The 25,680-nt window shown below is 62.6% G+C and carries 26 protein-coding genes; 18 read left to right on the top strand and 8 right to left on the bottom strand.

Translation table 11 applies throughout. From position 1 onward, the window contains the following. The 3 genes from FFM53_RS30965 to FFM53_RS30955 are packed head-to-tail and all read left to right on the top strand — an operon-like array spanning position 1 to position 2,122. A complete protein-coding gene (locus FFM53_RS30965; protein ID WP_138389818.1) occupies positions 1-633 on the top strand; it encodes a precorrin-8X methylmutase in 633 nt (210 codons plus the stop codon). Next, positions 630-1,361 carry a precorrin-2 C(20)-methyltransferase gene (locus FFM53_RS30960; RefSeq protein WP_138389819.1) on the top strand — a complete coding sequence of 244 codons (732 nt, stop codon included), beginning with the start codon at positions 630-632 and terminating at the stop codon, positions 1,359-1,361. The genes FFM53_RS30965 and FFM53_RS30960 overlap by 4 nt, the downstream gene beginning before the upstream one ends. Beyond that, complete coding sequence (locus FFM53_RS30955; RefSeq protein ID WP_138389820.1) at positions 1,358-2,122, top strand: precorrin-3B C(17)-methyltransferase; 765 nt, start codon at positions 1,358-1,360, stop codon at positions 2,120-2,122. Before FFM53_RS30960 ends, FFM53_RS30955 begins: the two co-directional genes overlap by 4 nt. Here FFM53_RS30955 and FFM53_RS30950 read toward each other — a convergent pair. Continuing rightward, on the bottom strand, positions 2,086-2,856 hold the full coding sequence (locus tag FFM53_RS30950) for a cobalt-precorrin-6A reductase (RefSeq protein WP_138389821.1): 771 nt from the start codon (positions 2,854-2,856) through the stop codon (positions 2,086-2,088). The genes FFM53_RS30955 and FFM53_RS30950 overlap by 37 nt on opposite strands. Here FFM53_RS30950 and cbiE point away from each other — a divergent pair. Together cbiE and cobM are read left to right on the top strand one after the other, a co-directional pair. Further along, on the top strand, positions 2,855-4,087 hold the full coding sequence (gene cbiE, locus FFM53_RS30945) for a precorrin-6y C5,15-methyltransferase (decarboxylating) subunit CbiE (protein ID WP_138389822.1): 1,233 nt from the start codon (positions 2,855-2,857) through the stop codon (positions 4,085-4,087). The two genes, FFM53_RS30950 and cbiE, sit on opposite strands and share 2 nt — an antisense overlap. Before the next feature lie 4 nt (positions 4,088-4,091). Continuing rightward, entirely contained in the window at positions 4,092-4,850 is a 759-nt protein-coding gene (cobM, locus tag FFM53_RS30940; protein ID WP_138389823.1) for a precorrin-4 C(11)-methyltransferase, read from the top strand. Between the two features lie 99 nt (positions 4,851-4,949). Here the strand turns inward: cobM and FFM53_RS30935 are convergent, their stop codons facing one another. Both FFM53_RS30935 and FFM53_RS30930 read right to left on the bottom strand, forming a co-directional pair. Further along, a complete protein-coding gene (locus tag FFM53_RS30935) occupies positions 4,950-5,762 on the bottom strand; it encodes a TIM barrel protein (RefSeq protein ID WP_138389824.1) in 813 nt (270 codons plus the stop codon). 161 nt (positions 5,763-5,923) lie between these two features. Beyond that, positions 5,924-6,952: a LacI family DNA-binding transcriptional regulator gene (locus FFM53_RS30930; RefSeq protein WP_138389825.1), complete on the bottom strand. Its 1,029-nt coding sequence runs from the start codon at positions 6,950-6,952 to the stop codon at positions 5,924-5,926. Positions 6,953-7,083: 131 nt separating this feature from the next. Between FFM53_RS30930 and FFM53_RS30925 the strand changes: the two genes are divergently transcribed. The 8 genes from FFM53_RS30925 (at position 7,084) to nadC (ending at position 15,096) form a co-directional block, all read left to right on the top strand. After that, positions 7,084-8,172, top strand: coding sequence for a fatty acid desaturase family protein (locus tag FFM53_RS30925; RefSeq protein WP_138389826.1), 1,089 nt, complete (start codon positions 7,084-7,086; stop codon positions 8,170-8,172). Between the two features lie 21 nt (positions 8,173-8,193). Continuing rightward, positions 8,194-8,508: a MocE family 2Fe-2S type ferredoxin gene (locus FFM53_RS30920; RefSeq protein ID WP_138389827.1), complete on the top strand. Its 315-nt coding sequence runs from the start codon at positions 8,194-8,196 to the stop codon at positions 8,506-8,508. A gap of 11 nt (positions 8,509-8,519) precedes the next feature. Further along, entirely contained in the window at positions 8,520-9,746 is a 1,227-nt protein-coding gene (locus tag FFM53_RS30915; protein WP_138389828.1) for an NAD(P)/FAD-dependent oxidoreductase, read from the top strand. A gap of 26 nt (positions 9,747-9,772) precedes the next feature. After that, on the top strand, positions 9,773-10,588 hold the full coding sequence (locus tag FFM53_RS30910; RefSeq protein WP_173883699.1) for a 3-methyl-2-oxobutanoate hydroxymethyltransferase: 816 nt from the start codon (positions 9,773-9,775) through the stop codon (positions 10,586-10,588). Between the two features lie 29 nt (positions 10,589-10,617). After that, complete coding sequence (locus tag FFM53_RS30905) at positions 10,618-11,616, top strand: NUDIX hydrolase (protein WP_173883698.1); 999 nt, start codon at positions 10,618-10,620, stop codon at positions 11,614-11,616. 69 nt (positions 11,617-11,685) lie between these two features. Then, on the top strand, positions 11,686-12,657 hold the full coding sequence (gene nadA / locus FFM53_RS30900; RefSeq protein WP_138389831.1) for a quinolinate synthase NadA: 972 nt from the start codon (positions 11,686-11,688) through the stop codon (positions 12,655-12,657). Further along, entirely contained in the window at positions 12,654-14,195 is a 1,542-nt protein-coding gene (locus FFM53_RS30895; RefSeq protein ID WP_138389832.1) for an L-aspartate oxidase, read from the top strand. Before nadA ends, FFM53_RS30895 begins: the two co-directional genes overlap by 4 nt. After that, a complete protein-coding gene (gene nadC / locus FFM53_RS30890) occupies positions 14,173-15,096 on the top strand; it encodes a carboxylating nicotinate-nucleotide diphosphorylase (protein ID WP_173883697.1) in 924 nt (307 codons plus the stop codon). Before FFM53_RS30895 ends, nadC begins: the two co-directional genes overlap by 23 nt. Before the next feature lie 4 nt (positions 15,097-15,100). Here the strand turns inward: nadC and FFM53_RS30885 are convergent, their stop codons facing one another. From FFM53_RS30885 to FFM53_RS30865, 5 genes are all read right to left on the bottom strand, one after another. Further along, positions 15,101-15,589: a VOC family protein gene (locus FFM53_RS30885; protein WP_138389834.1), complete on the bottom strand. Its 489-nt coding sequence runs from the start codon at positions 15,587-15,589 to the stop codon at positions 15,101-15,103. Positions 15,590-15,673: 84 nt separating this feature from the next. Then, positions 15,674-16,921, bottom strand: a complete 1,248-nt coding sequence (locus FFM53_RS30880) for an ABC transporter substrate-binding protein (protein ID WP_138389835.1) — start codon at positions 16,919-16,921, stop codon at positions 15,674-15,676. Between the two features lie 26 nt (positions 16,922-16,947). Further along, the gene (locus tag FFM53_RS30875) at positions 16,948-18,048 is read right to left on the bottom strand and encodes an ABC transporter ATP-binding protein (protein WP_138389836.1); all 1,101 of its coding nucleotides are present in this window, start codon (positions 18,046-18,048) and stop codon (positions 16,948-16,950) included. Between the two features lie 3 nt (positions 18,049-18,051). After that, positions 18,052-18,990 carry a carbohydrate ABC transporter permease gene (locus tag FFM53_RS30870; protein WP_138389837.1) on the bottom strand — a complete coding sequence of 313 codons (939 nt, stop codon included), beginning with the start codon at positions 18,988-18,990 and terminating at the stop codon, positions 18,052-18,054. Beyond that, complete coding sequence (locus FFM53_RS30865) at positions 18,987-19,883, bottom strand: carbohydrate ABC transporter permease (RefSeq protein ID WP_032986887.1); 897 nt, start codon at positions 19,881-19,883, stop codon at positions 18,987-18,989. The genes FFM53_RS30870 and FFM53_RS30865 overlap by 4 nt, the downstream gene beginning before the upstream one ends. Positions 19,884-20,063: 180 nt before the next feature. Here FFM53_RS30865 and FFM53_RS30860 point away from each other — a divergent pair, with 180 nt between their 5' ends. From FFM53_RS30860 to FFM53_RS30840, 5 genes are all read left to right on the top strand, one after another. Continuing rightward, complete coding sequence (locus FFM53_RS30860; protein WP_138389838.1) at positions 20,064-20,876, top strand: aldo/keto reductase; 813 nt, start codon at positions 20,064-20,066, stop codon at positions 20,874-20,876. Between the two features lie 131 nt (positions 20,877-21,007). After that, the gene (locus FFM53_RS30855) at positions 21,008-21,448 is read left to right on the top strand and encodes a VOC family protein (protein ID WP_138331517.1); all 441 of its coding nucleotides are present in this window, start codon (positions 21,008-21,010) and stop codon (positions 21,446-21,448) included. A 142-nt stretch (positions 21,449-21,590) separates the two neighbouring features. Then, entirely contained in the window at positions 21,591-22,610 is a 1,020-nt protein-coding gene (locus FFM53_RS30850) for a LacI family DNA-binding transcriptional regulator (protein ID WP_138331516.1), read from the top strand. 25 nt (positions 22,611-22,635) lie between these two features. After that, a complete protein-coding gene (locus FFM53_RS30845; RefSeq protein ID WP_138331515.1) occupies positions 22,636-23,394 on the top strand; it encodes a sugar phosphate isomerase/epimerase family protein in 759 nt (252 codons plus the stop codon). A 267-nt stretch (positions 23,395-23,661) separates the two neighbouring features. Further along, positions 23,662-25,608 carry an AfsR/SARP family transcriptional regulator gene (locus FFM53_RS30840; protein WP_138389839.1) on the top strand — a complete coding sequence of 649 codons (1,947 nt, stop codon included), beginning with the start codon at positions 23,662-23,664 and terminating at the stop codon, positions 25,606-25,608. Positions 25,609-25,680 lie beyond the last annotated feature (72 nt).

Genomic DNA, 25,680 nt, shown 5'->3' with positions numbered 1-25,680 from the left:
ATGCCAGACTACGATTATATCCGCAGCGGCGATGCGATCTACGATCGTTCCTTTGCCATTATCCGTGCTGAGGCCGATCTTTCGCGCTTCACCGACGATCAAGCCGAAATCGCCGTGCGCATGATCCATGCCTGCGGCCTGGTCGAGGCGGCGACGCATTTCCTGTTCTCCGCCGATTTCGTCAGCGCTGCGCGCGATGCACTGAAAGGCGGCGCGCCGATCTTCTGCGACGCGGAAATGGTATCCCAGGGCGTCACTCGGGCGCGGCTGCCGGCGCAGAACGAGGTGATCTGCACGCTGCGCGATCCCGCGACACCCGCGCTTGCACGCGAGACCGGCAATACGCGCTCGGCCGCCGCCATGCATCTCTGGCTCGATCGGCTCGGCGGAAGCGTTGTCGCGATCGGCAATGCACCGACCGCCCTCTTCCATCTGCTCGAACTCCTGCGCGACGGCGCCCCGAAACCCGCTGCGATCCTCGGCATGCCCGTGGGCTTCGTCGGCGCCGCCGAATCCAAGGATGCATTGGCGGAAAATTCCTACGGCGTCCCCTTTGCCATCGTCCGCGGCCGGCTCGGCGGCAGCGCCATGACGGCAGCCGCCATCAATGCATTGGCGAGGCCAGGCCTATGACGACAAGCGGTCGTCTTATCGGCGTCGGCACGGGTCCCGGCGATCCCGAGCTCCTGACCCTCAAAGCCGTGCGCGCCATCGAAGGCGCTGATGTGATCGCCTATTTCGCCAAGCAGGGCAGGGGCGGCAACGGCAAGGCGATCGTCGAGCCGCTGCTGAAGTCCGGGGTGACGCTGCTGCCGCTGTATTATCCTGTGACGACCGAAATCGATAAGAATGACGAACGCTATCAGAGGCTGATCACCCAATTCTACGATCTGTCCGCGAAAGCTGTTGCCGGGCATCTCGATGCCGGGCTGACTGTCGCCGTTCTCAGCGAAGGCGATCCGCTCTTCTATGGCTCCTATATGCACCTGCATGTCAGGCTTTCCACGCGCTACCCGACGGAAGTAATCCCGGGCATCAGCGCCATGTCGGGCTGCTGGTCGCTGGCGGGCATGCCGATCGTCCAGGGCGACGACGTGCTTACCGTACTGCCCGGTACGATGGCTGAGGCCGAGCTGACGCGCCGTCTTGCCGATACGCAAGCCGCCGTCATCATGAAGGTCGGCCGTAATCTGCCGAAGATCCGCCGGGCGCTGGCGGCGGCCGGCCGGCTTGCCGAATCCGTCTATGTTGAGCGCGGCACCATGGCGAATGCGGCGATGGAAAGGCTTGCCGACAGGACCGACGGCGATGCGCCGTATTTTTCGCTCGTGCTGGTGCCGGGCTGGGAGGGCAGCCGATGAGCGGCAGGCTTTTCGTGATCGGCACCGGTCCCGGCAACCCCGAGCAGATGACGCCGGAAGCTTTGGCCGCTGTCGATGCGGCGACGGACTTCTTCGGCTACGGACCTTATCTCGACAGGCTGCAGCTCCGCCACGATCAGCTGCGGCATGCCTCGGACAATCGCGAGGAGCTCGACAGGGCAGGGGCAGCACTCGCCATGGCAGCCGATGGCGCCAAGGTCTGCGTCGTCTCCGGCGGCGACCCCGGCGTCTTCGCCATGGCTGCCGCGGTCTGCGAAGCGGTCGAGAATGGGCCGGCCGCATGGCGTGCGGTCGATCTCGTCATCCTGCCCGGCATCACGGCGATGCTGGCAGTGGCGGCAAGGGCAGGCGCTCCGCTTGGCCACGACTTCTGCGCCATATCGCTGTCTGACAATCTAAAGCCTTGGAATATAATAGAAAACCGTCTTGTATTGGCGGCAAAGGCAGGTTTTGTCATCGCGCTTTATAATCCGATCAGCCGGGCGCGGCCCTGGCAGCTCGGCGAAGCCTTCAAGCTGTTGCGTGACCATCTGCCTGCAGCAACACCGGTTATTTTCGGACGCGCGGCCGGGCGGCCGGACGAACGTATCGCCGTCCAGCAGCTGTCGCAGGCAGATGCGTCGATTGCCGATATGGCAACCTGCATCATCATCGGCTCGGCCGAGACACGCATCGTCACACGCCCAGGCAGACTGGACCTCGTCTATACGCCACGTTTCATGGCAGGGGGAAACAGGTGATCGATCGCCGCCAGCGCCGCCTCGACAGTGTCAACCGCCTTGACGATCGAGGCCGGCGCGCGCGTTACCATCATCACCTCGATGCCGAGCAGGCGGGCTGCCTCGATCTTCGCATAGGTGGCCGCACCGCCGCTATTCTTGGCGACGATGACGTCGATGTGGTGCTGCCTCAGAAGATCGCATTCACCATCCAGCGTGAACGGACCCCGATCGAGGACATAGTCAACATTATCAAGCGCCAGCGGCGGTTCGACGGGATCGACGCTGCGAACGAGATAGTGATGCTGCGGCGCAGCTTCCGCATGATGCGCGCCCTGCCGACCCGTCGCCAGGAAGACGTGGCGGGGGAGGGGGCCAATCGCTTCGATGGCAGCCGGAATGCTCCGCACGTCCCGCCAGCGATCGCCGGCCACGCGTTGCCATTCGGGACGGCGCAGAGCGATCGCGGCAATGCCGGTAGTCTCGGCCGCAAAAGCGGCATTGGCCGAAATGCGCTCGGCGAAGGGGTGCGTGGCGTCGATCAACAGGTCATATCCGCCGACTTTCAGGAAATCGGCAAGTGCGGCAGCGCCGCCGAAACCGCCGATGCGAACCGGAACAGGCTGCGTGGCCGGTTTTTCGGTGCGGCCGGCAAGCGACAACAAAACATCGCAATCGTCACGCGCGGCGAGCGCCTCGGCCAGCAGCCGCGCCTCGCTGGTGCCGCCAAGGATCAGGATGCGGGGTCGTCCCATGTCTGATGTCGCTCCTGCGTCCGGTCAGCGCTGGCTGACTATTATCGGCATCGGCGAAGATGGTCCAGAAGGGTTGGGCGAGGAGGCAAAGAGGCTGATCGCGACCGCACCCGCCGTCTTCGGCGGTGCGCGACATCATGCACTCTCTGCCTCGCTGATCACAGGCGAAAAGCTTTCCTGGCAGAGCCCGTTCGAGCGCTCGGTCGAGGCCGTCGTTAAAAGGCGTGGCACGCCTGTTGTCGTGCTCGCCTCTGGCGATCCCTTCCTCCATGGCGTCGGCGCAACGCTCTCCCGCTACGTGGCGGCGGACGAGATGCTCACCATCCCCGCACCCTCGGCCTTCAGCCTTGCCGCCTCCCGCCTTGGCTGGCCGCTGCAGGACGTCGCGACGATCTCCCTGCATGGACGGCCGATCGATCTGATCCGGCCGCATCTGCACCCCGGGCGGCGCATCATCGCGCTGACCTCGGACGAGAAAGGGCCTGGCGATCTGGCTGCCCTGCTGACTGCTGCTGACTTCGGTCAGTCGCAGCTTACCGTGCTTGAGGCGCTTGGCGGCGCTCGGGAACGGCAAAGAAGTGCGGCGGCGGCGGATTTCGACCTCCTGGACATCGATCCCCTGAATGTCTGCGCACTCGAAATCGCGGCAGGGGAGGGGGCACGCATTCTGCCTTTTGCCGCAGGAATCGAGGACGAGCTGTTCGAGCATGATGGGCAGATCACCAAGCGTGAAATCCGGGCAATGACGCTTTCGGCGCTTGCGCCGCGTCACGGCGAGCTGCTCTGGGATATCGGCGCGGGCTCGGGCTCGATCGGCATCGAATGGATGCTGGCCGATCCCAGCCTGAAGGCAATCGCGGTCGAACAATCGCCGGAACGGGCCGCACGGGTCGCCCGCAACGCAGCCGCCTTCGGTGTACCGCATCTTGCCGTCGTCGAAGGTGCGGCACCCCACGCGCTGAAAGGCCTGCCGGAGCCGGATGTGATCTTCCTCGGCGGCGGCGGCAGCGAACCGGGTGTTATCGACGCTGCGATTGACGCGCTGAAGCGGGGAGGGCGGCTCATTGCCAATGCCGTGACGCTGGAGATGGAAGCGGTACTGCTCGCCGAACATGCCAAACGCGGCGGCCTCCTCACGCGGATCGAAATATCGCGCGCCCAGCCCGTCGGCGGCATGACCGGCTGGCGGCCGGCCATGCCGGTGACGCAGTGGCGCTGGACGAAAGGATGACGAGATGACGGTGCATTTCATCGGCGCGGGACCAGGTGCTGCGGATCTGATTACGGTGCGTGGCCGCGATCTCATCGCCCGATGCCCGGTCTGCCTTTATGCCGGCTCGATCGTCTCGCCCGAACTGCTGCAATATTGTCCGCCGGGCGCTCGCATCGTCGATACGGCGCCGATGTCGCTCGATGAGATCGAGGCGGAATATCTTCGCGCCGCTGCGGCCGGCCAGGATGTCGCCCGGCTGCATTCCGGCGATCTCTCGGTCTGGAGTGCGGTCGCCGAGCAGGTGCGCCGGCTGCAAAAACACGGCATCGACTATACGATGACGCCAGGCGTTCCGGCCTTTGCCGCCGCAGCCTCTGTCCTCGGCCGCGAGCTGACGATCCCGGCTGTGGCCCAGAGCCTGGTGCTGACCCGCGTTTCCGGCCGCGCTTCACCGATGCCGAATGACGAGACACTGGCGAAGTTCGGCGCGACGGGCGCCACGCTGGCGATCCATCTGGCTATCCACGCGCTGAAGCAGGTGGTGGTAGAATTGACGCCGCTTTACGGCGCCGACTGCCCTGTCGCCATCGTCGTCAAGGCCTCCTGGCCGGACGAGCGCGTCCTGCGTGGCACGCTCGCCGATATCGAGGCAAAGGTTGCAGCCGAACCGATCGAACGCACGGCGATCATCTTCGTCGGCCCTTCTCTCGCGGCCGAGGATTTTCGCGAGAGCTCACTCTATGATCCGGCCTATCAGCGCCGGTTCAGAGGCAGGGAGTAGCTTCGGGCGAGAGGCCGCGCCAGCGCGGTCTCTCGTGACAATCGTCCTGCGCGCCGTCCCGACACCCATGGCGGGGTCAGCCGACGCTTTGCCCAGATCTCAAACCCGCGCGCTGAGATAATCCATGCTGGCGCGCAGCGCGGCGGCCGGGTCCTTCAGCGCATGCACCTCGGCTGCGAAGGGCTCGAAGGAGAACGGGCCGTTATAGCCCGCCTGCAGCAGCGCCCTGACCTGCCCGGTATTGTCGAGCAGATCGTCGGCATCGACCAGGACGCGGTGAGTATCGCGCATATCGGCAACAGCAACGGAAGAATCGCTGACGCCGGAGATGTGCACGAGGCCGGCAAGCTCAGGGAAGGTCGCCGCTTCGCCGGCAAGATGATGGTGGAAGGTGTCGTGGACGAGCCTGAAGGTGGATTGCGCACCGAGTTCCTTGATGGCCTCGGCCGCCTCGGTCTTGGAGCGCAGCGAGCAGATCTCGAAACCGAGCGGCTCGACGAGACCGAGAATACCGGCTTCCTCGAGCATCGGCTTCAATGCAACCAGGGACTGGCGCAGATTGGCCTGCCGTTCGCCGTCGGCGCAACCGGTGCCGTCATTCTTCGGAACGAGGACGAGCGCCTTGGCGCCCGACGCGCCGGCATAATCGATCAGTTCCTGCGCTTCGGCGGCCCGGGTCGCGTTCCACTCGTTGAAGCGCTGCAGGGCGTTGATCGAGGTGATCGTTAGGCCATGGCGGGCAGCCGCTTGCCTGATCACCTCGGGTTTGGTGCCGTCGAGGATGGCATTGTCGGAAAGGTCGTTGCGGATCTCGACGGCATCGATGCCGAGCGATCTGGCCAGCGCGAAAAAATCGTCGATGGCAAGCGACGGTGCTGCCATATGGTTGAGCGCAAAACGGATCGAAGTCATGATCGGTATCTCCTCCAGATCTCCGCATCAGGGCGGAGCAGTCCTCGTGAATGGGTCAGCGAATCTCTATCGGAATTCGCGTCGCAATCCATCCGTCATCGCCGCGACGTGCTTTCATCGCTGAGAGAATTTCGAACGGAATGATGGAATTCCATCATTCCTTAAATGTTCTCCGAAATATGGATATCGAAAGGCAGGAAGAGCTGCCCGGGAACAGCCGCTTCGCCGTTTTCGATGGCGCCCGTCATCAGCACCATCAACTCCTTGCAGAGTGCGGGCAGGGGGGTTCCGATCGCCATGGCGACGATATCGTCGGCAAGGCCGGCTTTGCTGTCGGGCGTCAGCTCGTTGACCACCAGGACGATCTTGCCGCCTACGCCTTCTTCGCGGAATGCCGAGATTGCCCCCTCCATGCCGCCGCCGCAGACATAGAGGCCGACGAGATCGGGATGTTTCTGCAGCAGCGTCAACGTCGCCTCATGAGTGATCTCGGCCGTCTCTAGATTGATCAGCGTGTCGACGACATCGAATTCCGGCGCATTCTCGCGAAAATAGGAGCGAAAGCCGATTTCTCTGAGCTCATGGCCGTGAAAGCGGTGGCTGCCGACGAAACAGGCGACCTTGCCGGGCTTGTGTGCCGTGCGCGCAATGGTCCAGGCGGCAGTGCGTCCGACCTTGCGGTTGTTAACGCCGAGATAGGCGTCGCGCACGCCGGTGGCGAGATCGGAGAGTAACGAGAAGACGGGAATACCGCGCTCCTTCAACTCCTCGACCGCCGTCGTCACCGCCGGATAATCCGGGCCGACGAGAGCAACGGCCTGGTTGCGGGCGCCGAGCGTCTTGATCTTTTCGACGATCGCAGCCGGTGTCGCGGCTGACGGAAAGTCGATCTGCGTCTGGATGCGCGCGCTCGTCAGCGCGCGCGCTGCGGTTTCGATCTCACGCACGAAGCTCTGATAGAAGGGCTGCATCGGCTTCTGCAGCAGGAAGGCGAGCTTGTATTGCGGCAGATCCTCGAAGACGCGCTGCTTGATCAGGCCGACAGCGTGATAGCCGATCGACTGCGCCGCATCATAGACCCGTCGCGCTGTTTCCTCGCGCACCCGGTGGCGTGCGTTGAGAACACGGTCGACGGTGGCGATGCTGACGCCGGAGGCGCGGGCGAGATCGGATATGGTGGGACGGCGCATCGGCGTTCCTGATGGATTCGATCATGAATGCAAGTCATTCGTGATAGCTTTTGATAGATTATATCAAGCCTGCATTGAGCGCTTTCCAAAGTCAACCTATTCTCCCAGGCAAGGGCAACGGGAGGCGGACAATGGCGACCCAGACAAAGAAGCGCGACTACGACCTTCTCGGCGAAAGCGGCCGCACCGCCGTCGAGACGGGGCTGGCGGCGGCCGAATGGTATCACACCGACATTCCGCGCAAGGAGATGAAGGCGCTGATGCAGCGCTCCGATGCGCCGGCGATCCGCGACACGGCCCTCTGGCTCGGCAGCATGCTGGTCCTTGCCGGGCTCGGCATTTATTACTGGGGCTCGTGGATCGCGCTGCCCTTCTTCCTCGCCTATGGCGTGCTTTACGGCTCGGCCTCCGACAGCCGCTGGCACGAATGCGGCCATGGCACCGCCTTCAAGACGCGCTGGATGAACGATGTCGTCTACCAGATTGCCTGCTTCATGATCATGCGCAATCCAGTGACCTGGCGCTGGAGCCATGCGCGCCATCACACCGATACGGTGATCGTCGGCCGCGATCCCGAGATCGCCGTCATGCGGCCGCCCGATCTGTTGCGGCTGGTTCTCAATTTCTTCGGCATCCTCGACGCCTGGCATGCGGTCGTCGACATGCTGCGCAATGCCCTCGGCGGCGTCAGCGCGGCGGAAAAGACCTTCATTCCCGAGATGGAGCAGCCGAAGGCCATCCGCATCGCCCGCGTCTGGCTGGCGATCTATGTTGCGACGATCGCAGCCGCGATCGCCATGGGTTCGATCCTGCCGCTGGTGCTGATCGGCCTGCCGCGCCTCTACGGCGCCTGGCACCATGTGCTGACCGGTCTGCTGCAGCATGGCGGCCTTGCCGACAATGTGACCGACCATCGGCTGAACAGCCGCACGGTCTATATGAACCCCATCAGCCGCTTCATTTACTGGAACATGAACTACCACGTCGAACATCACATGTTTCCGATGGTGCCTTACCACGCGCTGCCCCAGCTGCACGCGATGATCAAGCACGACCTGCCGGCGCCGAACCCGTCGATCTGGTCCGGCTATCGCGAGATGATCCCAGCCTTCCTGCGCCAGCTGCGCAACGAGGATTATTTCCTGAAACGCGAACTGCCGGCCACCGCGCGGCCCTATCGCGAGGAATTCCACAACGAGCTGGCCCCGGCCGCGCAATAAAGACAATCGAGGGAGGACAAGATGAGCGGAAACTGGATCCAGGTCTGCGGCAAGGACGAGATCGACGAGGAGGATGTCATCCGCTTCGACCACGACGGGCGCACCTTCGCGGTCTATCGCAGCCCGGACGACGAATTTTTCGCGACCGACGGGCTCTGCACACATGAACATATCCATCTCGCCGACGGGCTTGTCATGGATGAGATCATCGAATGTCCGAAACATAACGGCCGCTTCAACTACAAGACGGGCGAAGCCAAGGGTGCGCCGGTCTGCGTCAATCTCAAGACCTATCCTGTCAAGATCGAAGACGGCGCCGTCTTCATCTCGATCTGAGGGAGGCTGGCGTGGTTCATTTCGTCATCATCGGGGCAGGCGAATGCGGTGCGCGCGCTGCCTTCGCATTGCGGGAAAAGGGTTTTAGCGGCGAGATTACGCTGGTTGGAGCCGAGCCTCTTGCTCCTTACGAACGACCGCCGCTGTCGAAGACCGGCTCCGCCGATGCGACCGGTCCGAAATTCATCGCAACGGCGGAGAGATACGCCGAGAACGATATCCGGCTGCTGATTGGCCTGGAGGCCCGGGATATCGACACCGCATCCAAAACCGTGACGCTTTCGGACGATACATCGCTCTCCTACGACAGGCTACTTCTCGCAACAGGCGCAAGCGCTCGTTCGTTTCCCGGCGCGCCTGAGGGCAGCCGGCATATCCGCGCGCTCAGGACACATCACGATGCGATGGCGCTGCGCGACGCCATGAAGCCGGGGCGGCACATCGCCATCATCGGCGGTGGCTTCATCGGATTGGAACTTGCGGCAACGGCGCGGTCGCTCGGCGCCGACGTTACCCTCATCGAGGGGCTGGAACGAGTGCTGAAGCGCGGCGTGCCGGAGGAGATTGCTCATCTGCTCGCTGAGCGCCATCGCGCCGAAGGCGTCGATATCCGCTGCGGCGTCTCCATCGAAGCGCTGACGGAGGGAAGCGGGAAAGCGTTGATCAGATTGTCGACCGGAGAGCTGATCGAAGCCGATCTCGCCCTTGTCGGTATCGGCGCGCGGCCGAATATCGAGATCGCCGAAAGGGCCGGGCTGGCAATCGACAATGGCATTGCCGTCGATATCAATCTCCAGACCTCCGCACCCGATGTCTTTGCCGCCGGCGACTGCTGCTCCTTTCCGTTGTCGATCTATGGCGGCCGGCGGGTGCGGCTCGAATCCTGGCGCAATGCCCAGGAGCAGGGCACATTGGCCGCGGCCAACTTGCTCGGCTTAAACGAAGCCATCTCGGCCGTGCCCTGGTTCTGGTCGGATCAATACGACATGACGCTGCAGATATCAGGCCTTGCCGAAGGTGCTGTCAGACATCTGCGCCGCGACCTCGCCGGAGGCGCCTTCATCCTTTTCCATCTCGATGCCGACGGACGGCTGATCGCCGCGAGCGGCATTGGGCCGGGCAATGCGGTGGCCCGCGACATCAGGCTCGCCGAAATGCTGATCGCAGCGCGCGCCCATCCCAACCCGGCAGCACTCGCAGCCAGCGACATCAAGCTGAAATCCCTGCTGGCCGCCTGAGCCGCCCGATATTTTCAAAGGAATTGATGATGAAGAAACATAGACGCGCAACCGTCGCCGATCTGCTTTCGGAAAAAGGCAAACGCCAGCTCACCATGCTGCGCGTTACCTCACTGGAGGAAGCGGACGCCGCCGAAAAGGCAGGGATCGACATCGTCTCCGTGCCGCCCTCGCTGCTCGGGCCGGTCTTTCGCGAGGCAGCCCCCACGCCCTTTGCCATTCCGGGGCTCGAATATGGCGATCATGTCTCGGCCGAGGACTATCTTCGTGCGGCCTTCGCGGCGCTGAAGGCGGGCGGCGATGCAGTCTATTGCGCCGCAAGCCTGCAGACGATCCGGCGCATGCGGGACGAGGGTATTCCGGTCTGTGGCCATCTCGGACTGATCCCTTCGAAGGCGACCTGGACCGGCGGCTTTCGCGTCGTCGGCAAGACGGCGGCGAGTGCGGCCGAAATCTGGCGGCAGACGAAGGCGCTGGAAGAGGCAGGCGCCTTCGCCGCCGAAATCGAAGTCGTGCCTGATGATGTCGCGGCCGCGATCAGCAGCAACACCTCGATGCTGATGATCTCCATGGGGGCGGGCAGCGGCTGCGACGCCCAATATCTCTTTGCCGACGACGTGCTCGGCGCCAATCGCGACCACTATCCCCGCCATGCCAAGGTCTATCGCAATTTTGCCGCCGAACACGACCGGCTGCAGCGCGAACGCATCGCCGCCTTCACGGAATTCGCCGAGGATGTCCGGACCGGCGCCTATCCGGAAAAGCGCCATCTCGTCGGTATCGACGACGCGGAACTGGAAATCTTCCTGCAGCGGCTGAAAAGCGAGACGGGCAATAGCTGAGGGCAAACGAGTTCTGTTGCCTCGATGATGTGGGAAGCGCCGCAAAGGCGCTTCCTTTCCATTGGCTTCCGTCCCGGCCTGTGTCAGGAATGATCCGTTCGACCCATTCGGAACGGAGTATTCGGTCCCCTGTGACGATCGGCTTTGCACATGCGGAATTGATTGCGGTGCTCGTCGCGGTGACGGGAGACGAGCCGCGCGTGATGACCATCCGCTCCGGCAATGCGCTGCCGTCGGGCCCCTTCGAAATGGGGCATCGCACCCTGCAATCGGGCCTGCGCGAATGGGTGCAGGAGCAGACAGAACACCCCGTCGGTTATCTCGAACAACTCTATACCTTTGCCGACCGCGACCGGAACAACGACATCCCAGGCGGGCGGACGATCTCGATCAGCTATCTCGGCCTCGTCAACGAGCAGTCGGGCGCCGGCCGGCCGGGATGGCACGGCTGGTACGAATATTTCCCCTGGGAAGACCACCGGCAGGGCCGGCCAGCCGTGCTTGACGAGATCATGGCGCGTCTGAGGAACTGGGCCGATGCCGATCCGGCCAGGCGCGACCATCGTCATCGCCGGGCGGATTTCACCTTTGGCCTCGACGGCGGCGGCTGGAACGAGGATCTGGCCCTGCAGCGCTATGAACTGCTTTACGAGGCGGGGCTCGTCTCGGAAGCCGGATGCGGGGCCGAGGCCAATCTCGGCCGGGCAATGTTTGCCGATCATCGGCGGATTCTCGCGACCGGCATCGCCCGGCTCCGCGCCAAGATCAAATACCGCCCCGTGGTCTTCGAACTTATGCCTGACAGTTTCACGCTGCTGAGGCTGCAGCGCACAATCGAGGCGTTGGCGGGGCTGACGCTGCATAAGCAGAACTTCCGCCGCCTCATCGAACAGCAGGAACTGGTCGAGGAAACCGGCGGAACGGAAAGCGAAACCGGCGGTCGGCCGGCCAAGCTCTTCCGCTTTCGCCACACCGTGCTCGAAGAACGGGCGCTGGCAGGAACGAAATTACCGCTCTCCCGCAATTGACATATGCTCACTGTGAGAATATCTCTTTGCTTACGATATGCTCAAAGAGAGCATAATTAGGAGCCGGTCATGAATCACCCTGTTTCCGCATCCTCGCTTTATCAGCGCGTCAGCCGTGTCATTCCCAAAGCCGAATGGATGACGTTCGAAAATGACGTCGACGCCATCCTCGAGCTCAAGCGCCGCCGTAACGCCGTCATTCTCGCGCACAACTATCAGACACCGGAGATCTTCCACGGCGTGGCCGATATCGTCGGCGACAGCCTGGCGCTCGCCCGCAAGGCGATCGAGGTCGATGCCGATGTCATCGTGCTTGCCGGCGTGCATTTCATGGCCGAAACCGCCAAGCTGCTGAACCCTGAGAAAACCGTGCTGATCCCGGATCTCGGCGCGGGCTGTTCGCTGGCGGATTCGATCACGCCCGAGGATATCGCCCTGCTGCGCCAGGCCCATCCCGGCGTGCCCATCGTCACCTATGTCAACACCTCGGCCGCGGTGAAGGCTGCTTCCGATATCTGCTGCACCTCGGGTAATGCCAAGCAAGTGGTGGAATCCCTCGGCGTGCCGAAGGTGCTGATGATCCCGGACGAATATCTGGCGCGCAATGTCGCCCGCGAGACTGATGTCGAGATCATCGCCTGGCATGGCCATTGCGAGGTGCATGAACTCTTCACCGCCGAGGACGTGCGCCAGTTGCGCGAAAACCATCCGGGCGTCACCGTGCTCGCCCATCCGGAATGCCCACCAGAGGTGGTGGCCGAAGCCGATTTCGCCGGCTCCACCGCGGTGATGTCGGATTATGTCGGCAGGCAGAAGCCGGCGCGCGTCGTGCTGCTCACCGAATGCTCGATGAGCGACAATGTCGCCGTGCACCATCCCGATGTCGAGTTCATTCGCCCCTGCAATCTCTGCCCGCATATGAAGCGCATCACGCTGGCCAATATCCGCGCCGCCCTTGAGGAAAACCGCCACGAGGTCACCGTCGATCCTGCGATCGCCGTGGCCGCGCGCCGCGCCGTCGAAAGGATGCTGGCGATATGACCGAGCTTCTCGACCATCTTGCCGGACGCACGGTGATCGTCGGCAGCGGGCTTGCCGGGCTGATGACCGCGCTCACATTGGCGCCTGAACCCTCCGTCATTATTACCCGCGCTGCCCTTGGCGCAGAGACGTCGAGCGCCTGGGCGCAGGGCGGCATCGCCGCCAGCATGGGCGCCGACGATAGCGCGGCACTGCATCTTGCCGATACGCTTGCCGCCGGCGACGGGCTCTGCGATCCGGCCATTGCCGCCAGCATCATCGCCGAGGCGCCGGCGGCGATCGTCGCGCTGGAGCAGGCCGGCGTTCGCTTCGACCGGAATACCGCCGGCGAACTCTCGCTCGGGCTGGAGGCGGCCCATAATCGCCGCCGCATCGTCCATGCTGAAGGCGACGGCTCGGGTACGGCGATCATCGCCGCGCTGATCAAGGCGGCAATGAAAACGCCAACTATATCAGTGCTCGAAGGCTTCGAGGCGCGGCGGATTGTGATGGATGGCGAGCAGGTCGCCGGCCTGCTCTGCGCGACCGCGAATGGCGCCGTCATTCTGCCGACATCGAAGGTGGTGCTCGCCACCGGCGGCATTGGCGGGCTTTACGACGCGACCACCAATCCGATGGGGAATTTCGGCCAGGGGATCGCGCTCGCGGCAAGAGCCGGTGCTGCGCTCGCCGATATGGAATTCGTCCAGTTCCATCCGACCGCACTCGATTCACGCCGCAGGCCGCTGGCGCTCATCAGCGAGGCGGTGCGCGGGGAAGGGGCTTTGCTCGTCAACGAGCGCGGCGAACGGTTCATGGCCCGCATTCCAGGTGCCGAACTTGCACCGCGCGACGTGGTGGCGCGGGCGATCAGCGCCGAAATCGCCCGTGGCGGCAGGGTCTTCCTCGACGCTCGCGATGCTCTCGGCAGCCGCTTTGCCACGCGCTTTCCTGTCATCTCGAGCCTTTGTGGCGAGGCCGGCATCGATCTGGCGAAAGACCTCATTCCGGTGCGCCCGGCCGTTCACTATCACATGGGCGGCGTGGCCACGGATGCAAATGGCCGCAGTTCGGTTCCCGGTCTCTGGGTCGCCGGAGAGGCGGCCTCGACCGGCCTGCACGGCGCAAACCGGCTTGCCAGCAATTCGCTGCTGGAAGCGGCCGTCATGGGCATGCGGGCGGCGCGCGACATTTCAGGCATGCCGGCGAGTGGTACCGGCACCATCTCCGCCGGGGGTCTCCCGGCGCCGACCGATGCGTCATTCGTGCGGCCGATCGTCTCGCGCCATCTCGGCGTGCTGCGCAATGCCGGCGCCATTCATGGCGCGATCGCCGCCCTGCTGCCGCTTGCCGAAGGCAACGGCCCTGCCGCCGATCCGGCCATCGTTGCGCTACTGATTGCCGTCTTTGCCAGCCTGCGGATGGAATCGCGCGGCGCCCATGCCCGCACCGATTTTCCGCTGAAGCTCGCCAACACCAACCGTCGGCAGATGCGCCTTTCCGACGTTCTGGAGATCGCCCGCGCGACACCGCCCTATGCCCTTGCAAGGAGTGCCTGAGATGAGCCTCGTTCCCCTTCCGCGCCTGATCGTCGAACCCTTGGTGCGGGCTGCCCTGCTCGAAGATCTGGGTCTTGCCGGTGACATCACCTCGGCCTCCGTCATCCCTCGCGATCACCGTTCGACGGTGGCGATGGCGGCCCGCCAGCCGGGCGTGATCGCCGGTCTCGATGCCGCCGAACTCGCCTTCGCCCTCGTCGATCCCGAGATCGTCATGCGCCGCCATCTCCAGGACGGCGAAGCAGTCAAGCCTGGCGACGTGATCGCTACCATCGAAGGCCCGTCGCGCGGCCTGCTGAGCGCCGAGCGCACCGCGCTGAACTTCCTCGGCCATCTCTCTGGTATCGCCACAGTGACGGCAGGGATCGCCGCCGCCATTCGCGGCACCAAGGCATCAGTTGCCTGCACGCGGAAGACGACGCCGGGGCTGAGGGCGCTGGAGAAATATGCCGTCCGGGCCGGCGGCGGCATGAACCACCGTTTCGCGCTTTATGACGCTGTGCTGATCAAGGATAATCACGTCGCCATCGCCGGCGGGGTCGCTGAAGCGATCCGCCGGGCGCGGGCAGGCGTCGGCCACATGGTGAAGATCGAGGTCGAAGTGGACACCCTCAATCAGCTGCGTGACGCGATGGAGACCGGCGTCGACGCCGTTCTGCTCGACAATATGACGCCGGATCAGCTGCGCGAGGCCGTCGCCATAGTCGCCGGCCGAGCCATCACCGAAGCGTCCGGCCGCGTAACGCCTATAACGGCTGCCGCAATCGCGGCTTCCGGTGTCGACCTCATTTCCGTCGGCTGGTTGACGCACAGCGCCCCGGTGCTGGATATCGGGCTCGATTTCGTCGAGGCCGCGACCGCAACGGAAACAAGCCCGAGACGGATTGCACAGGTGCTGTAATCCCTCAGGCCTGCTTCGGCTGGACTTCCTTGTCGCTGTCGAATTCCAGCAGTTCGATCATGACGCCCAGATCGGGTACTGTGTCGTAATAGGCATAGCGTCCGTGGCCGCCGTCGAATTCGCCACGCTGGAGCAGGCGGTGGCCCTTGTCTTCCAGATAGCGGTTTCGCTCGGTGAGATTCTTCGTCTTGAAGGCGATGTGGTGGCAACCGGGGCCTTTCTCCTCCAGCAGATCGCGCCAGGCGCTTTTCTCCGGACCGGGCTGCAGGAACTCGACGTCGATGTTGCCGAACTTGAACATGATGATGCGGCAGCCGACCTCGGCGGGCTTGCCGTTGTAGATCGCCTGCGCCTCATCCGGCTCGGCGGCTTTGCCTTCCGGCGGAACCGGCTTGCCGGTCAGTTCCGAGAACCAGGCAGCGGATTTCTGCACATCGTCGGTCACGAAGCAGATCTGCATGACGGCATCTTCATCAAGCAAACGCTTGTCCATCGGTATTCCTTTCTGCGATGGGGCGGGACGGCCCGCCGTTTCGGAAACGGACCGCCCCTTCGGGAGAAGCGTCGAACCGCTGCTCTAGCCGAGAATGGTCTTGTAGTTTTCCTTGATCTTGGCGATCGCGTCGTCGACGCTCATCTCGGGATCGCTCCAGAAGTTGAAGGCCACGTCCCAGATCGAGTTCTCCCAGTCGGCGTCGCTGATCGCGTGCGGGTTCTGTACCTGATGCTTCGGATCGGCAACGATGCGGAGCACTTCCTTGGAGCAGGCGTCGAGACTGTCTTGAGGCGCATCGAGGCGCACCGGGGTCGAGCCCTTGGCCTTGGCGAATTCCGCCTGGACATTCGGATCGACGACGATCGAGGCAAAGTCGAGTTCGGCCTTGTCCTTGTCAGCAGGCTGGCCGCCAAGCAGGCCCCAGCTGTCGACGCTGGCAGCCACGGCTTTAGCGCCGGGGATCTGGATGCAGCCGAAATCCTTGCCGGCGGTCTTGCCGGCCGCCAACCATTCGCCCTTCATCCAGTCGCCATGGATCTGCATCAGCGCCTTGCCGGTGATGACGAGATTGGTGGTGAGGTTCCATTCGCGGTTGGCCGAGCCTTCGTCGGCCGCCTGCTGGAATTTGCGCAGATAGTCGAACACCTGGCGGAATTCCGGCGTATCGAAGACGGCGGGATCGGGCTTTTCGCCATAGATCTTGTTGAAGAAGTCCGGTCCGCCGATCGCCGCCGCCAGCGCATGGGTGAGGTAGCCCACCTGCCATTGCTGGCCGCCGACGGCCAGCGGAATGACGCCGGCCGCCTTGATCTTGTCGAAGTCGGCAAACATTTCGTCGAGCGATTTCCAGGCCGTCGGATCGATGCCGACTTTCTTGGCGACATCCATATTGTAATAGACCATGCCGTCAATGTGCAGCGCGGTCGGCACCTTCATGACCTGGTCATCGACGACCATCGAATGGGCCACGGCATCCGGATACTTGTCCGGATAGCCATGCTCCTTGAAGAAATCGGTCAGCGGCCGACCGAGTCCGGCTTTCGTCAGATCGCGATAGACGCCGGGATTTGACTCCATGAACAGGTTCGGCGGGTTGCCGCCGGCAACGAGGTTCATCAGATTGACGTTGGAGCCGGTGTCATGCGGGATGGCGATGTCGGTCCAGCTGTCGCCTTTGGCCTCCAGGTTCTTTTTGAGCACGTTCAGCGCCGCCACTTCAGGCGGCGCCGACCAGGTGTGGTAGATCACGAGATCGGTCGCGTGCGCGCTTAAGGGGGCGGCGCCCGCGAGTACGGCTGCGGTGATGCCGGCAAGTATCCTGTTCATCATTTCCATTCCTCCCTTTGGTTGCTCATTCACATGCGTCGCCCGGTGCGAGCGTCGAAGACGTTGACCTTGCCGCGCGGAAAATCGGCACGCAGCCTCTGGCCGGCGCTGAAACCGGCGGCGCGGTCCGGATCGACGCGCAGCGCCAGCAATTGGTCGCCGAAGCCGAGATAGGCGGTGGCATCGGAGCCTGTGCGTTCGGCATGTCTGAGCGGCAGCTCGAAGCTTGCCGCTGTATTGGCGACCGGCTGATCGGCGGCGACGAAATGCTCGGGCCTGAGGCCGATGACGACCTCGGCGCCGCTTTCCGGCCGCTGCGAAAAACCATAGTCGCCGAGATCGATGACATCGCCGGTATCGAAGCCCGCCTTGACGCAATGGCCATCCACCTTCAACCGCGCCGGGCGGAGATTCATCGCCGGCGCGCCGATGAAACCGGCGACGAAAAGATTGGCGGGTTTGCCGTAAATCTCGTCGGGCGTACCGAATTGCTGGATGACGCCGCCATCCATCACCGCGATCTTCGTCGCCATGGTCATCGCCTCGATCTGGTCATGGGTGACATAGACGACGGTCGGTTTCAGCGTGTCGTGCAGTTTCTTGATCTCCAGACGCATCTCGGTGCGAAGCTTCGCGTCGAGGTTCGACAGCGGCTCGTCGAAGAGGATGACGCCGGCCTGCTTGACGAGGGCGCGGCCGATCGCAACGCGCTGGCGCTGACCGCCGGAGAGCTGCCCGGGCTTGCGGGCAAGCAGCGGCTCGATCTGCAGCAGCCTGGCGGTAGCGGCAATGCGCTGCTCGACCTCCGCCCGGTCGAGGCGGCTTGCGGCAAGGCCGAATTTCAGGTTTCCGTAGACGGTCTTGGTCGGATAGAGCGCATAGGACTGGAAGACCATGGCCAGGCCGCGATCCCTGGGGTCGAGATCGGTGACGTCGCGCTCGCCGATCATGATGCGGCCGTCGGAGACTTCGAGCAGGCCGGCGAGCAGATTGAGCAGCGTGGTCTTGCCGCAGCCGGAGGGGCCGAGCAAAACCAGGAAATCGCCATCCTCGACCGCGAGATTGAGATCGTCGAGGATCGTCACCGTGCCGAACGACTTGACGATATGTTCGAAGGAAACACGCGGCATGGATCAACCCTTGATCGCGCCGGCAGTGATCCCCTGAACGAAGAACTTGCCGACGAGGAAATAGATGACGAGGGGCGGAATGGCGGTGAGCAGGGCAGCCGCCATATTGTCGTTATAGGCGACGACGCCGGTGGACACGGTGATGAGATTGGCAAGGATGACGGTCATCGGCTGCGTGCCGAGCCCGCCGAAGGTGACGCCAATCAGATAGTCGTTCCAGATCGACGTGATCTGCAGGATCAGCACGACGATCAGGATATTGCCCGACATCGGCAGGATGATCTCGATGAAAATCCGCCAGAAGGAACCGGAATCGATGATCGCGGCCCGCATGATCTCCTGCGGAATATCCTTGTAATAATTGCGGAAGATCAGCGTCAGCACCGGCATGGCGAGCACCGCGTGCACCACGGCGATGCCCCAGAGTGTGCCGTAGATGCCGATCGCCGCGGTGATGCGGATCAGCGGATACATGATGACCTGGAAGGGCACGAAGGCGCAGATGAAGAGCAGGAACAGGAAAGCATTCGCCCAGCGCACATTCCAGAGCGCCAGCGCATAACCTGTGATGATCGACAAGGCGATCGACAGGATCAGCGACGGGCAGAGGATCAGCACCGAATTCCAGAAGCCGACCTTCAACCCGTTGCAGTTGATGCCGGAGCAGGCCTTGTTCCAGGCGTGGTCCCAGGCCTCGAGCGTCCAGACATGCGGCAGCGAGAAGATCGCGCCCTCGCGGATCTGGTCCATCGTCTTGAACGAGGTGACGACCACGACATAGAGAGGGATGCAGAAGAACAGCGCGCACATCGTCAGGAACAGCAATATGGCGATCGAGCGCCCGGGAATGCGTTTCTTCTTGCGGGGGAAGAAAGGCTGGCGCGGGCCGGGTGAAGCGTTCGTCGCATCTTCCAGCGCTGCTGCTTGCGTCACCATGGTCATCGCGAACCCCCGTTCGCCCGGCGCTGTTGCCAGGTGGTGATCAGCACCAGCGGCAGGAAGATCAGCGCGGTGATTACAAGCATGGTGATCGCGGCGGCCGAGGCATAGCCGATATTGCTCTTGGCCGAGAGCGCGTTGATGGTGAAATAGGCCGGAACCCAGGTGGAATTGCCAGGCCCGCCATTGGTCATCGCCACGATCACGTCATAGGCCTTGATGACGCCGAGCGACAGCAGGATGGCGCAGGTGATGAAGGTGAACTTCATCATCGGGATGATGATCTCCAGATAGAGCCGCCAGAAGCTGACGCCGTCGAGGCGCGCGGCACTCCAGATTTCGGTGTTGATCGATTTCAGGCCTGATAGCATCAGCGCCATGTAGAAGCCGGAGCTCTGCCAGATCGAGGCGAGAATGATCGCGTACATGGCGGTCTCGGGGCTCGCCAGCCAGTTGAAGCTGACCGAGGTGAAGCCGAGGCCGTGCAGGAAATTCTGAAGCCCGAGCTGCGGATTGAAGATCCAGCGCCAGGCAGCACCCGTGACGATCAGCGAGACGGCGAGCGGATAGAGGAAGACCGTGCGGAAGAAACTCTCGCCGCGCCATTCGCGATCGATCATCGCAGCGAGGATGAAACCGAAGACTATGGCAAGGGCGCTGCCGATGCCAAGAATGACCAGGTTGTGCAGCGAGATCGCCCAGCCGGCATCGTTGAAGAGCCGCTCATACTGGCGCGTCCACTCACTCCAATTGATCTCATATTCCGGGACGCGGCGGCTGCGCGTCAGCGATAGCCATGCCGTCCAGCCGATTGCGCCGATGAATGCGACGAAGGTGACGGCGACAGCCGGCGCGAGAGCCAGCTGGGGCATCATCCGGCTCCAGCGTAGTTGCATCTCTTCCTCCCAGACCCAACGCTCCCACATCGGACCAAACCTGAAGCACGCTTGTATTATCGTTAAACTAAGATCAAAAATACCCATGCGTCAACAGGCGATTTTTGCCTGCTATCGCTCGAAACTGGCGATAAGCTCTACAAAGCGGACCGGACACGACCGAAAAGAAAGGGATATCATATGCAAAATCAGCAACTTATACCGAAACTGGGTTTCGGCACCTATGGCCGCAACGGCAAGGATGGCATAGGTGCCATCCTCTGCGCGCTGGAAACGGGCTACCGGCATCTCGATACCGCGCAGACCTATGACACCGAATTCGAGACCGGCGAAGCGCTGCGCCGGTCCGGCATTGCGCGACGCGAGGTCTTCATGACGACGAAGATCTCGACCGACCATTTCGGCGAAGGCAAGCTCATCCCTTCGCTCGAAAAGAGCCTGGAAGCGATGCGTATCGACCAGGTCGACCTGACGCTCATTCATTGGCCAGCGCCCAACGGCGCCATTCCCCTGGAGGTCTATCTCTCACAGATCGTCGAGGCGCAGGAGAGGGGCCTGACACGGCTGATCGGCGTCTCCAACTTCACCATCGCACTGCTGCAACAGGCAGAAGCGATCGGCGGAAAGGGGCGGATCGTCAACAATCAGTTCGAACTCAACCCACTGATCCAGAACAAGAAACTTGCGGAATACTGCCAGCGGAACGACATCCTCGTCACCTGCTATCTGCCGATAGCCCGCGGCACGCTTTCGGGTGATCCGGTGCTCGGCTCGATCGCCGACAATCACGCTGCCACGGTCGAGCAGGTAATCATCGCCTTCGAACTCGCCAAGGGCTATTGCGCCATTCCGACGTCGAGCCGGGCCGAACGCATCCGTTCGAATTTCGCAGCCGGCGAACTGCAGCTGAAACAGGAGGAGATCACCCTCATAGAGACGCTCGACCGCAACCAGCGCACCATCGATCCCGACTGGGGGCCTGATTGGGATTGAATCCGCCGGCGGTTGACAATTGCGCGCGGTGCGTACAATTGTGATCTTGTATTATCGTTAATTCAAAATTGGCTTCTGTTGATCGAAAAACCGTTGACGGCGGCGACCGACGCCGCCCGTGAGGAGGAAACATGCTTGGAATAACCGGCTACGGCCATGTCGCCATCAAGGTCAAGGACCTCGACGCCTCGCTCGACTTCTACCGCGAACGCCTTGGTTTTCCCGAGATGCTGCGCCTGAAGAACGAGGACGGCTCGACCTGGCTCGTCTATCTCCGCATCACCGACGACCACTATCTCGAAATTTTCCCTGGTGCTGAAAACGACCGGGCGCCCGGCTGGAACGCCAACGGCGTCAACCATATGTGCTTCACCATCGATGATCTGGATGCGACGGCCGAGAGGATCCAGGCGGGCGGCATCAAGCTCACCGCCGAGATCAAGCCGGGGCTCGACGGCAATCGCCAGGCCTGGATCGAGGATCCCGACGGCAACCGCATCGAGCTGATGGAGATGCATCCTGACTGCCTGCAGTATCAGGGCATCAAACGGCTGCATGCCGAAGGAAAATAATGGGGATCGAGGAAAGCCATGGGGTGGTATCCCGTGGCTGTCCCCGTGGAAGCTTCCGCTTTCCCCAGTGGAAACTTTTACTTTCCACTGGGGAAGGTTATGGAAGGAAGATTAAGCATCAGGACATATAGCCGCCCTCACGATGACCAGATCGAGCGTCCGCCTCAAAGACATTGCCGACAAGACCGGATTTTCCGTGAACACGGTCTCGCTGGCGCTTCGCGGCAGTCCGCGCATCCCGGAGGAAACGCGCCAGCTGATCCGCACCATCGCCGAGGCGCTGAATTACCTGCCGAACCATATCGCCCAGTCGCTGGTCAGCCGCGAGACGAAGACGATCGGCCTTATCCTCACCGACATCACCAATCCGACGCTGATGCGCACCGCGCAGGCGATCGAACTGGAGCTGGCCGACAGGGGCTACGGTACGCTGTTTGCCACCTCCAACAACGATCCGGAGGAGGAGATCAGGGCGCTGGAAATGTTCCGCTCGCGCCAGGTCGACGGCATGCTCATCTATCCCCGCAGCCATCGCAAGCTCGATCATATCCGCAAGATCCGCCAGTCGAACTATCCGATCGTGCTGCTCGTCGGCGACCCGGATTCCGGCATTGACGCGGTCTGCGTCGATGAGAGGTGCGGCGCCTATAAGGCGACGCGGCATCTGATCGATACCGGCCATCGCAGGATCGGCATCATCGACAGCGCCAATCCGCTCGGCAATCTGGAAAAGAGCGAAGGTTACCTACAGGCGCTTTCGGAAGCCGGCATCACCTTTGAGCCGGTGCTGACGGCCGACCCGCAGGGCCATTCGGTGATGAAGGGCTATTGGGCGATGGACCAGCTGATGAGCACCGCCAACCGGCCGACCGGCGTCTTCGCCGCCAATGATTCCCTTGCGATCGGCGCCTTGCGCTGGTGCCAGAAGAACGGCGTGAACGTGCCGAAAGATGTCGCCATCATCGGCTTCGACAATATCGAATTCGCCGAACATGCGGCGACGCCGATTTCGAGCGTCAACTACGCCGTCGATATCGTCACCGAACTTGCCGTCGAGCGACTGATGCGGCTCGTCGCCGCCAAGGACGCGCTGCCCGATCCGCGTGTCACCATGATCGAGCCGGATCTCGTCATCCGGGAAAGCACCACCGGCCGAAGCTGAGGCCGGCACGAATGGGAGCAAAGACTTGACCTATCCGATCTCCTACCAGCTTTACTCTTCGCGCAATTTTCCGCCGCTTTTTGCCCAGTTTCCCGAGCTGAAGGCTTTCGGCTACGACGCGATCGAACCCTGGCTTCCGGCCTACGAGGCCGATGCCAAGGCTTTCCGCACGGCGCTCGACGACGCCGGGCTGAAATGCCACTGCTTTCACATGCCGCTGAAAGGGCTGGTCGAGGAGCCGCAGCGCTTCATCGACATCGCGCTGACGATGGGCGCCACCATCATGATCCCGCCCTATGTCGCGCCGGAAAAGCGCGGCACGACGGCGAATTATTGGAAGAACCTCGGCGCGCAATTGGCTGAAGGCGCTGAGCAGGCGGAGGAACACGGGCTCAAGGTTGCCTGGCACAATCACGATTTCGAATTCCTTGCGCTGGCCGACGGTTCGCGGCCGATCGACCATATCTTCGCTGGTGGTGGCGACACTGTCGGGTTCGAGATCGATTGCGGCTGGATCACCCGCGCCGGTGCCGATCCGGCCGCCGAACTGAAGAGGTTCGCCGACCGCATTATCGCTATCCAGATGAAGGACATGGCGCCGAAGGGCACCACGACGGAAGACGGTTGGGCTGCGACCGGCGACGGTATCATCGACTGGGAAAAATTCGTACCACTCTTCCGCGAGACAAAAGCTGAGCATATCGTCACCGAGCATGACAATCCGGCCGACTGGCGCCGCTTCGCCCGGCGTTCGATCGAGCACATCAAGGCGCTCGGCCTGTAGCGCGGCCGCGACTTGGTTGGGAATAGCGGGTGACAAGGACCGTCGACAGCTCAATAACCTGCCGCCAAGGAACGCAAAACGTCTGCCATCTAAAATATCGGCAAAGCATCTTCTCGGCGAGCGACACGCGAAAATGCAAATAGTCGCTGAAATTTCTTCTTTTTATAGCAAAGCCGCTATGCGCGGCGGCTTTATAGCTTTAACATGATTTCTTGACCGCCGGTGCGCTTGTGCGCCTTGGCTTTCAGGGGTGAGAACCGAGATGCGATGGACATCCGGCAGATGCTGACGAACAGGCTGTGCCTGCTCGGAAGACCGCGATTGATGGCGGCGGGGAAGGAACTCCCCTTGCCGGAGAAGTCTTATCTTCTCCTCGCCATGCTCGCCGCCGAACCCAATTTCGAACTCGACCGCGAAACCGTCAGGCGACAACTCTGGCAATCGGAGCTGCCGGAAAAGCGGGCGGGCAGCCTTCGCCAACTGCTGGCGCGCATCGAACAAAGCATTCCCGCCGGCCTTCCACCGCTGCTTGCCGCGACCCGAACACATATCGGCCTTGCCGATGGCTGGGAGGTCGACGTTCATATCCTGAAACAGAAAAGGCCGCTCGCACCCGAAGACGGCGACCTGCTGAACGGCGACTTGCTCGAAGGCGTCAAATCGCCGACGCAGGGCGCCGAGGACTGGCTGACCTTTGAGCGCCAGCGGGTCGACGAGTTGCGCTCCGCCCATCTCGCCCGGCTGGTCGAGACATCAGAAGACAGATCGGATGAAGAGCAGGTCACGCTTGCCAGGCGCCTGCTGGAACTCGACCCTGCCAGCGAGACGGCCTATCGCGCCTTGATGCGCACCTATGTCAGGATGAACGATCCGGCAGCGGCGCGTCAGGCCTATCTGAAGTGCAAGAGCCAGCTGAAGGACGACTTCGACACCGAGCCGGAAGAAAGCACCACCGCTCTTGCCCGCGAACTTAACCTGGTGCCGGCAGCACAGGCAACGTCGGGACATCCTCAGTCGGCGCCTAACCTTTCCGTCGGTCCGCTTGGTCAGCCGCGTATCATCATCCTGCCGCCGGAAAGCATCTTCACCGATCCGCTGATGGAGCGCGTCGGCAGGGCGCTTCTCGAAGACGTCACCATCGGCCTCAGCCAGCAGCGCGGCTTCAAGGTGATCGCGGCGCATACGAGCCTGGAAATCCTCAGCCGTTCGATCGATCCGTCCCGTGCCGTGCCCGGTCCGCTCGACCTCAGCTTCGACTATGCGGTCTACGTCACCATCCAGGGCCGCGACGAGGATGTCTATGCGACCTGCCGGCTGACGCGGACGACGACATCGGAGGTGATCTGGGCCATCGAACTGCCGCTGGTCATGCAGAAGATCAGCGAATCCTTCGCGCATCTGACGCGACGGATCGTATCCTCGCTTGCCGACACGATCGAGCGTCACGAACTGGCGATGCCGATCGGCGACGTGCCGCCGTCCGCCTACCGTCTCTACCTGGAAGGCAAGCGGCTGATCGCCCAGACCGACTTGCAGCATCTGCGCCAGGCGCGCAAATGGTTCAAATCCTCGCTCAATCGTTATGAACATTTCTCCGCCGCCCATGCCGGCATGTCACGCGCGCTCGGCATGGAATGGCTGATCCGCGGCATGCGGGACAAGGAACTGCTCGACGAAGCGAACGGCGCTGCCCGGCAGGCACAGCAGTCCGACCCGAACAGCGGCCGGGCCTATCGCGAGCTCGGCTTCGTGGCGCTTTATCGGCGCCGCTTCGACGAAAGCCTGGAATATTTTCAGCAAGCCCAGGATCTCAATCCCAACGATGCCGACATCCTGGCCGACTATGCCGACGCGCTTTCCCATGATGGCGATTTCGATCGAGCTCTGGAGCTCAGCCGCGCTGCCTTCAAACTCAATCCGCTGCCGCCGGACTATTATTACTGGAACCTCGGCGGCATCCACTTCATGCGCGAAGAATATGAAATGGCGATCGAGGCGCTGGAACCGGTGAAGGCGAAGCAGGCAACGGCCCGTCTGCTCGCCGCCTCGCATGCCATGGCAGGCGATAGGGGCAAGGCTGGGAATTACGCCAGGATAGTGTTGGAAAACTTCCCCGATTTCCGCAGTGAGGACATCCGTCATTTCGTCCCAGATCGCGATCCCGCCTATACGGAACCGCTGATACAGGGCCTGCAACTTGCCGGACTTCCCTGATGCACCGCCTTTTAATGAAGCCTGTAACGCTTAAATGACGCAGGCAATGTTTCCCTCCGAAGGTTAACGGCA

The organism is Rhizobium indicum, assembly GCF_005862305.2.
GTDB classification, from domain to species: domain Bacteria; phylum Pseudomonadota; class Alphaproteobacteria; order Rhizobiales; family Rhizobiaceae; genus Rhizobium; species Rhizobium indicum.
This window is presented reverse-complemented; position numbering and strand designations above follow the sequence as displayed.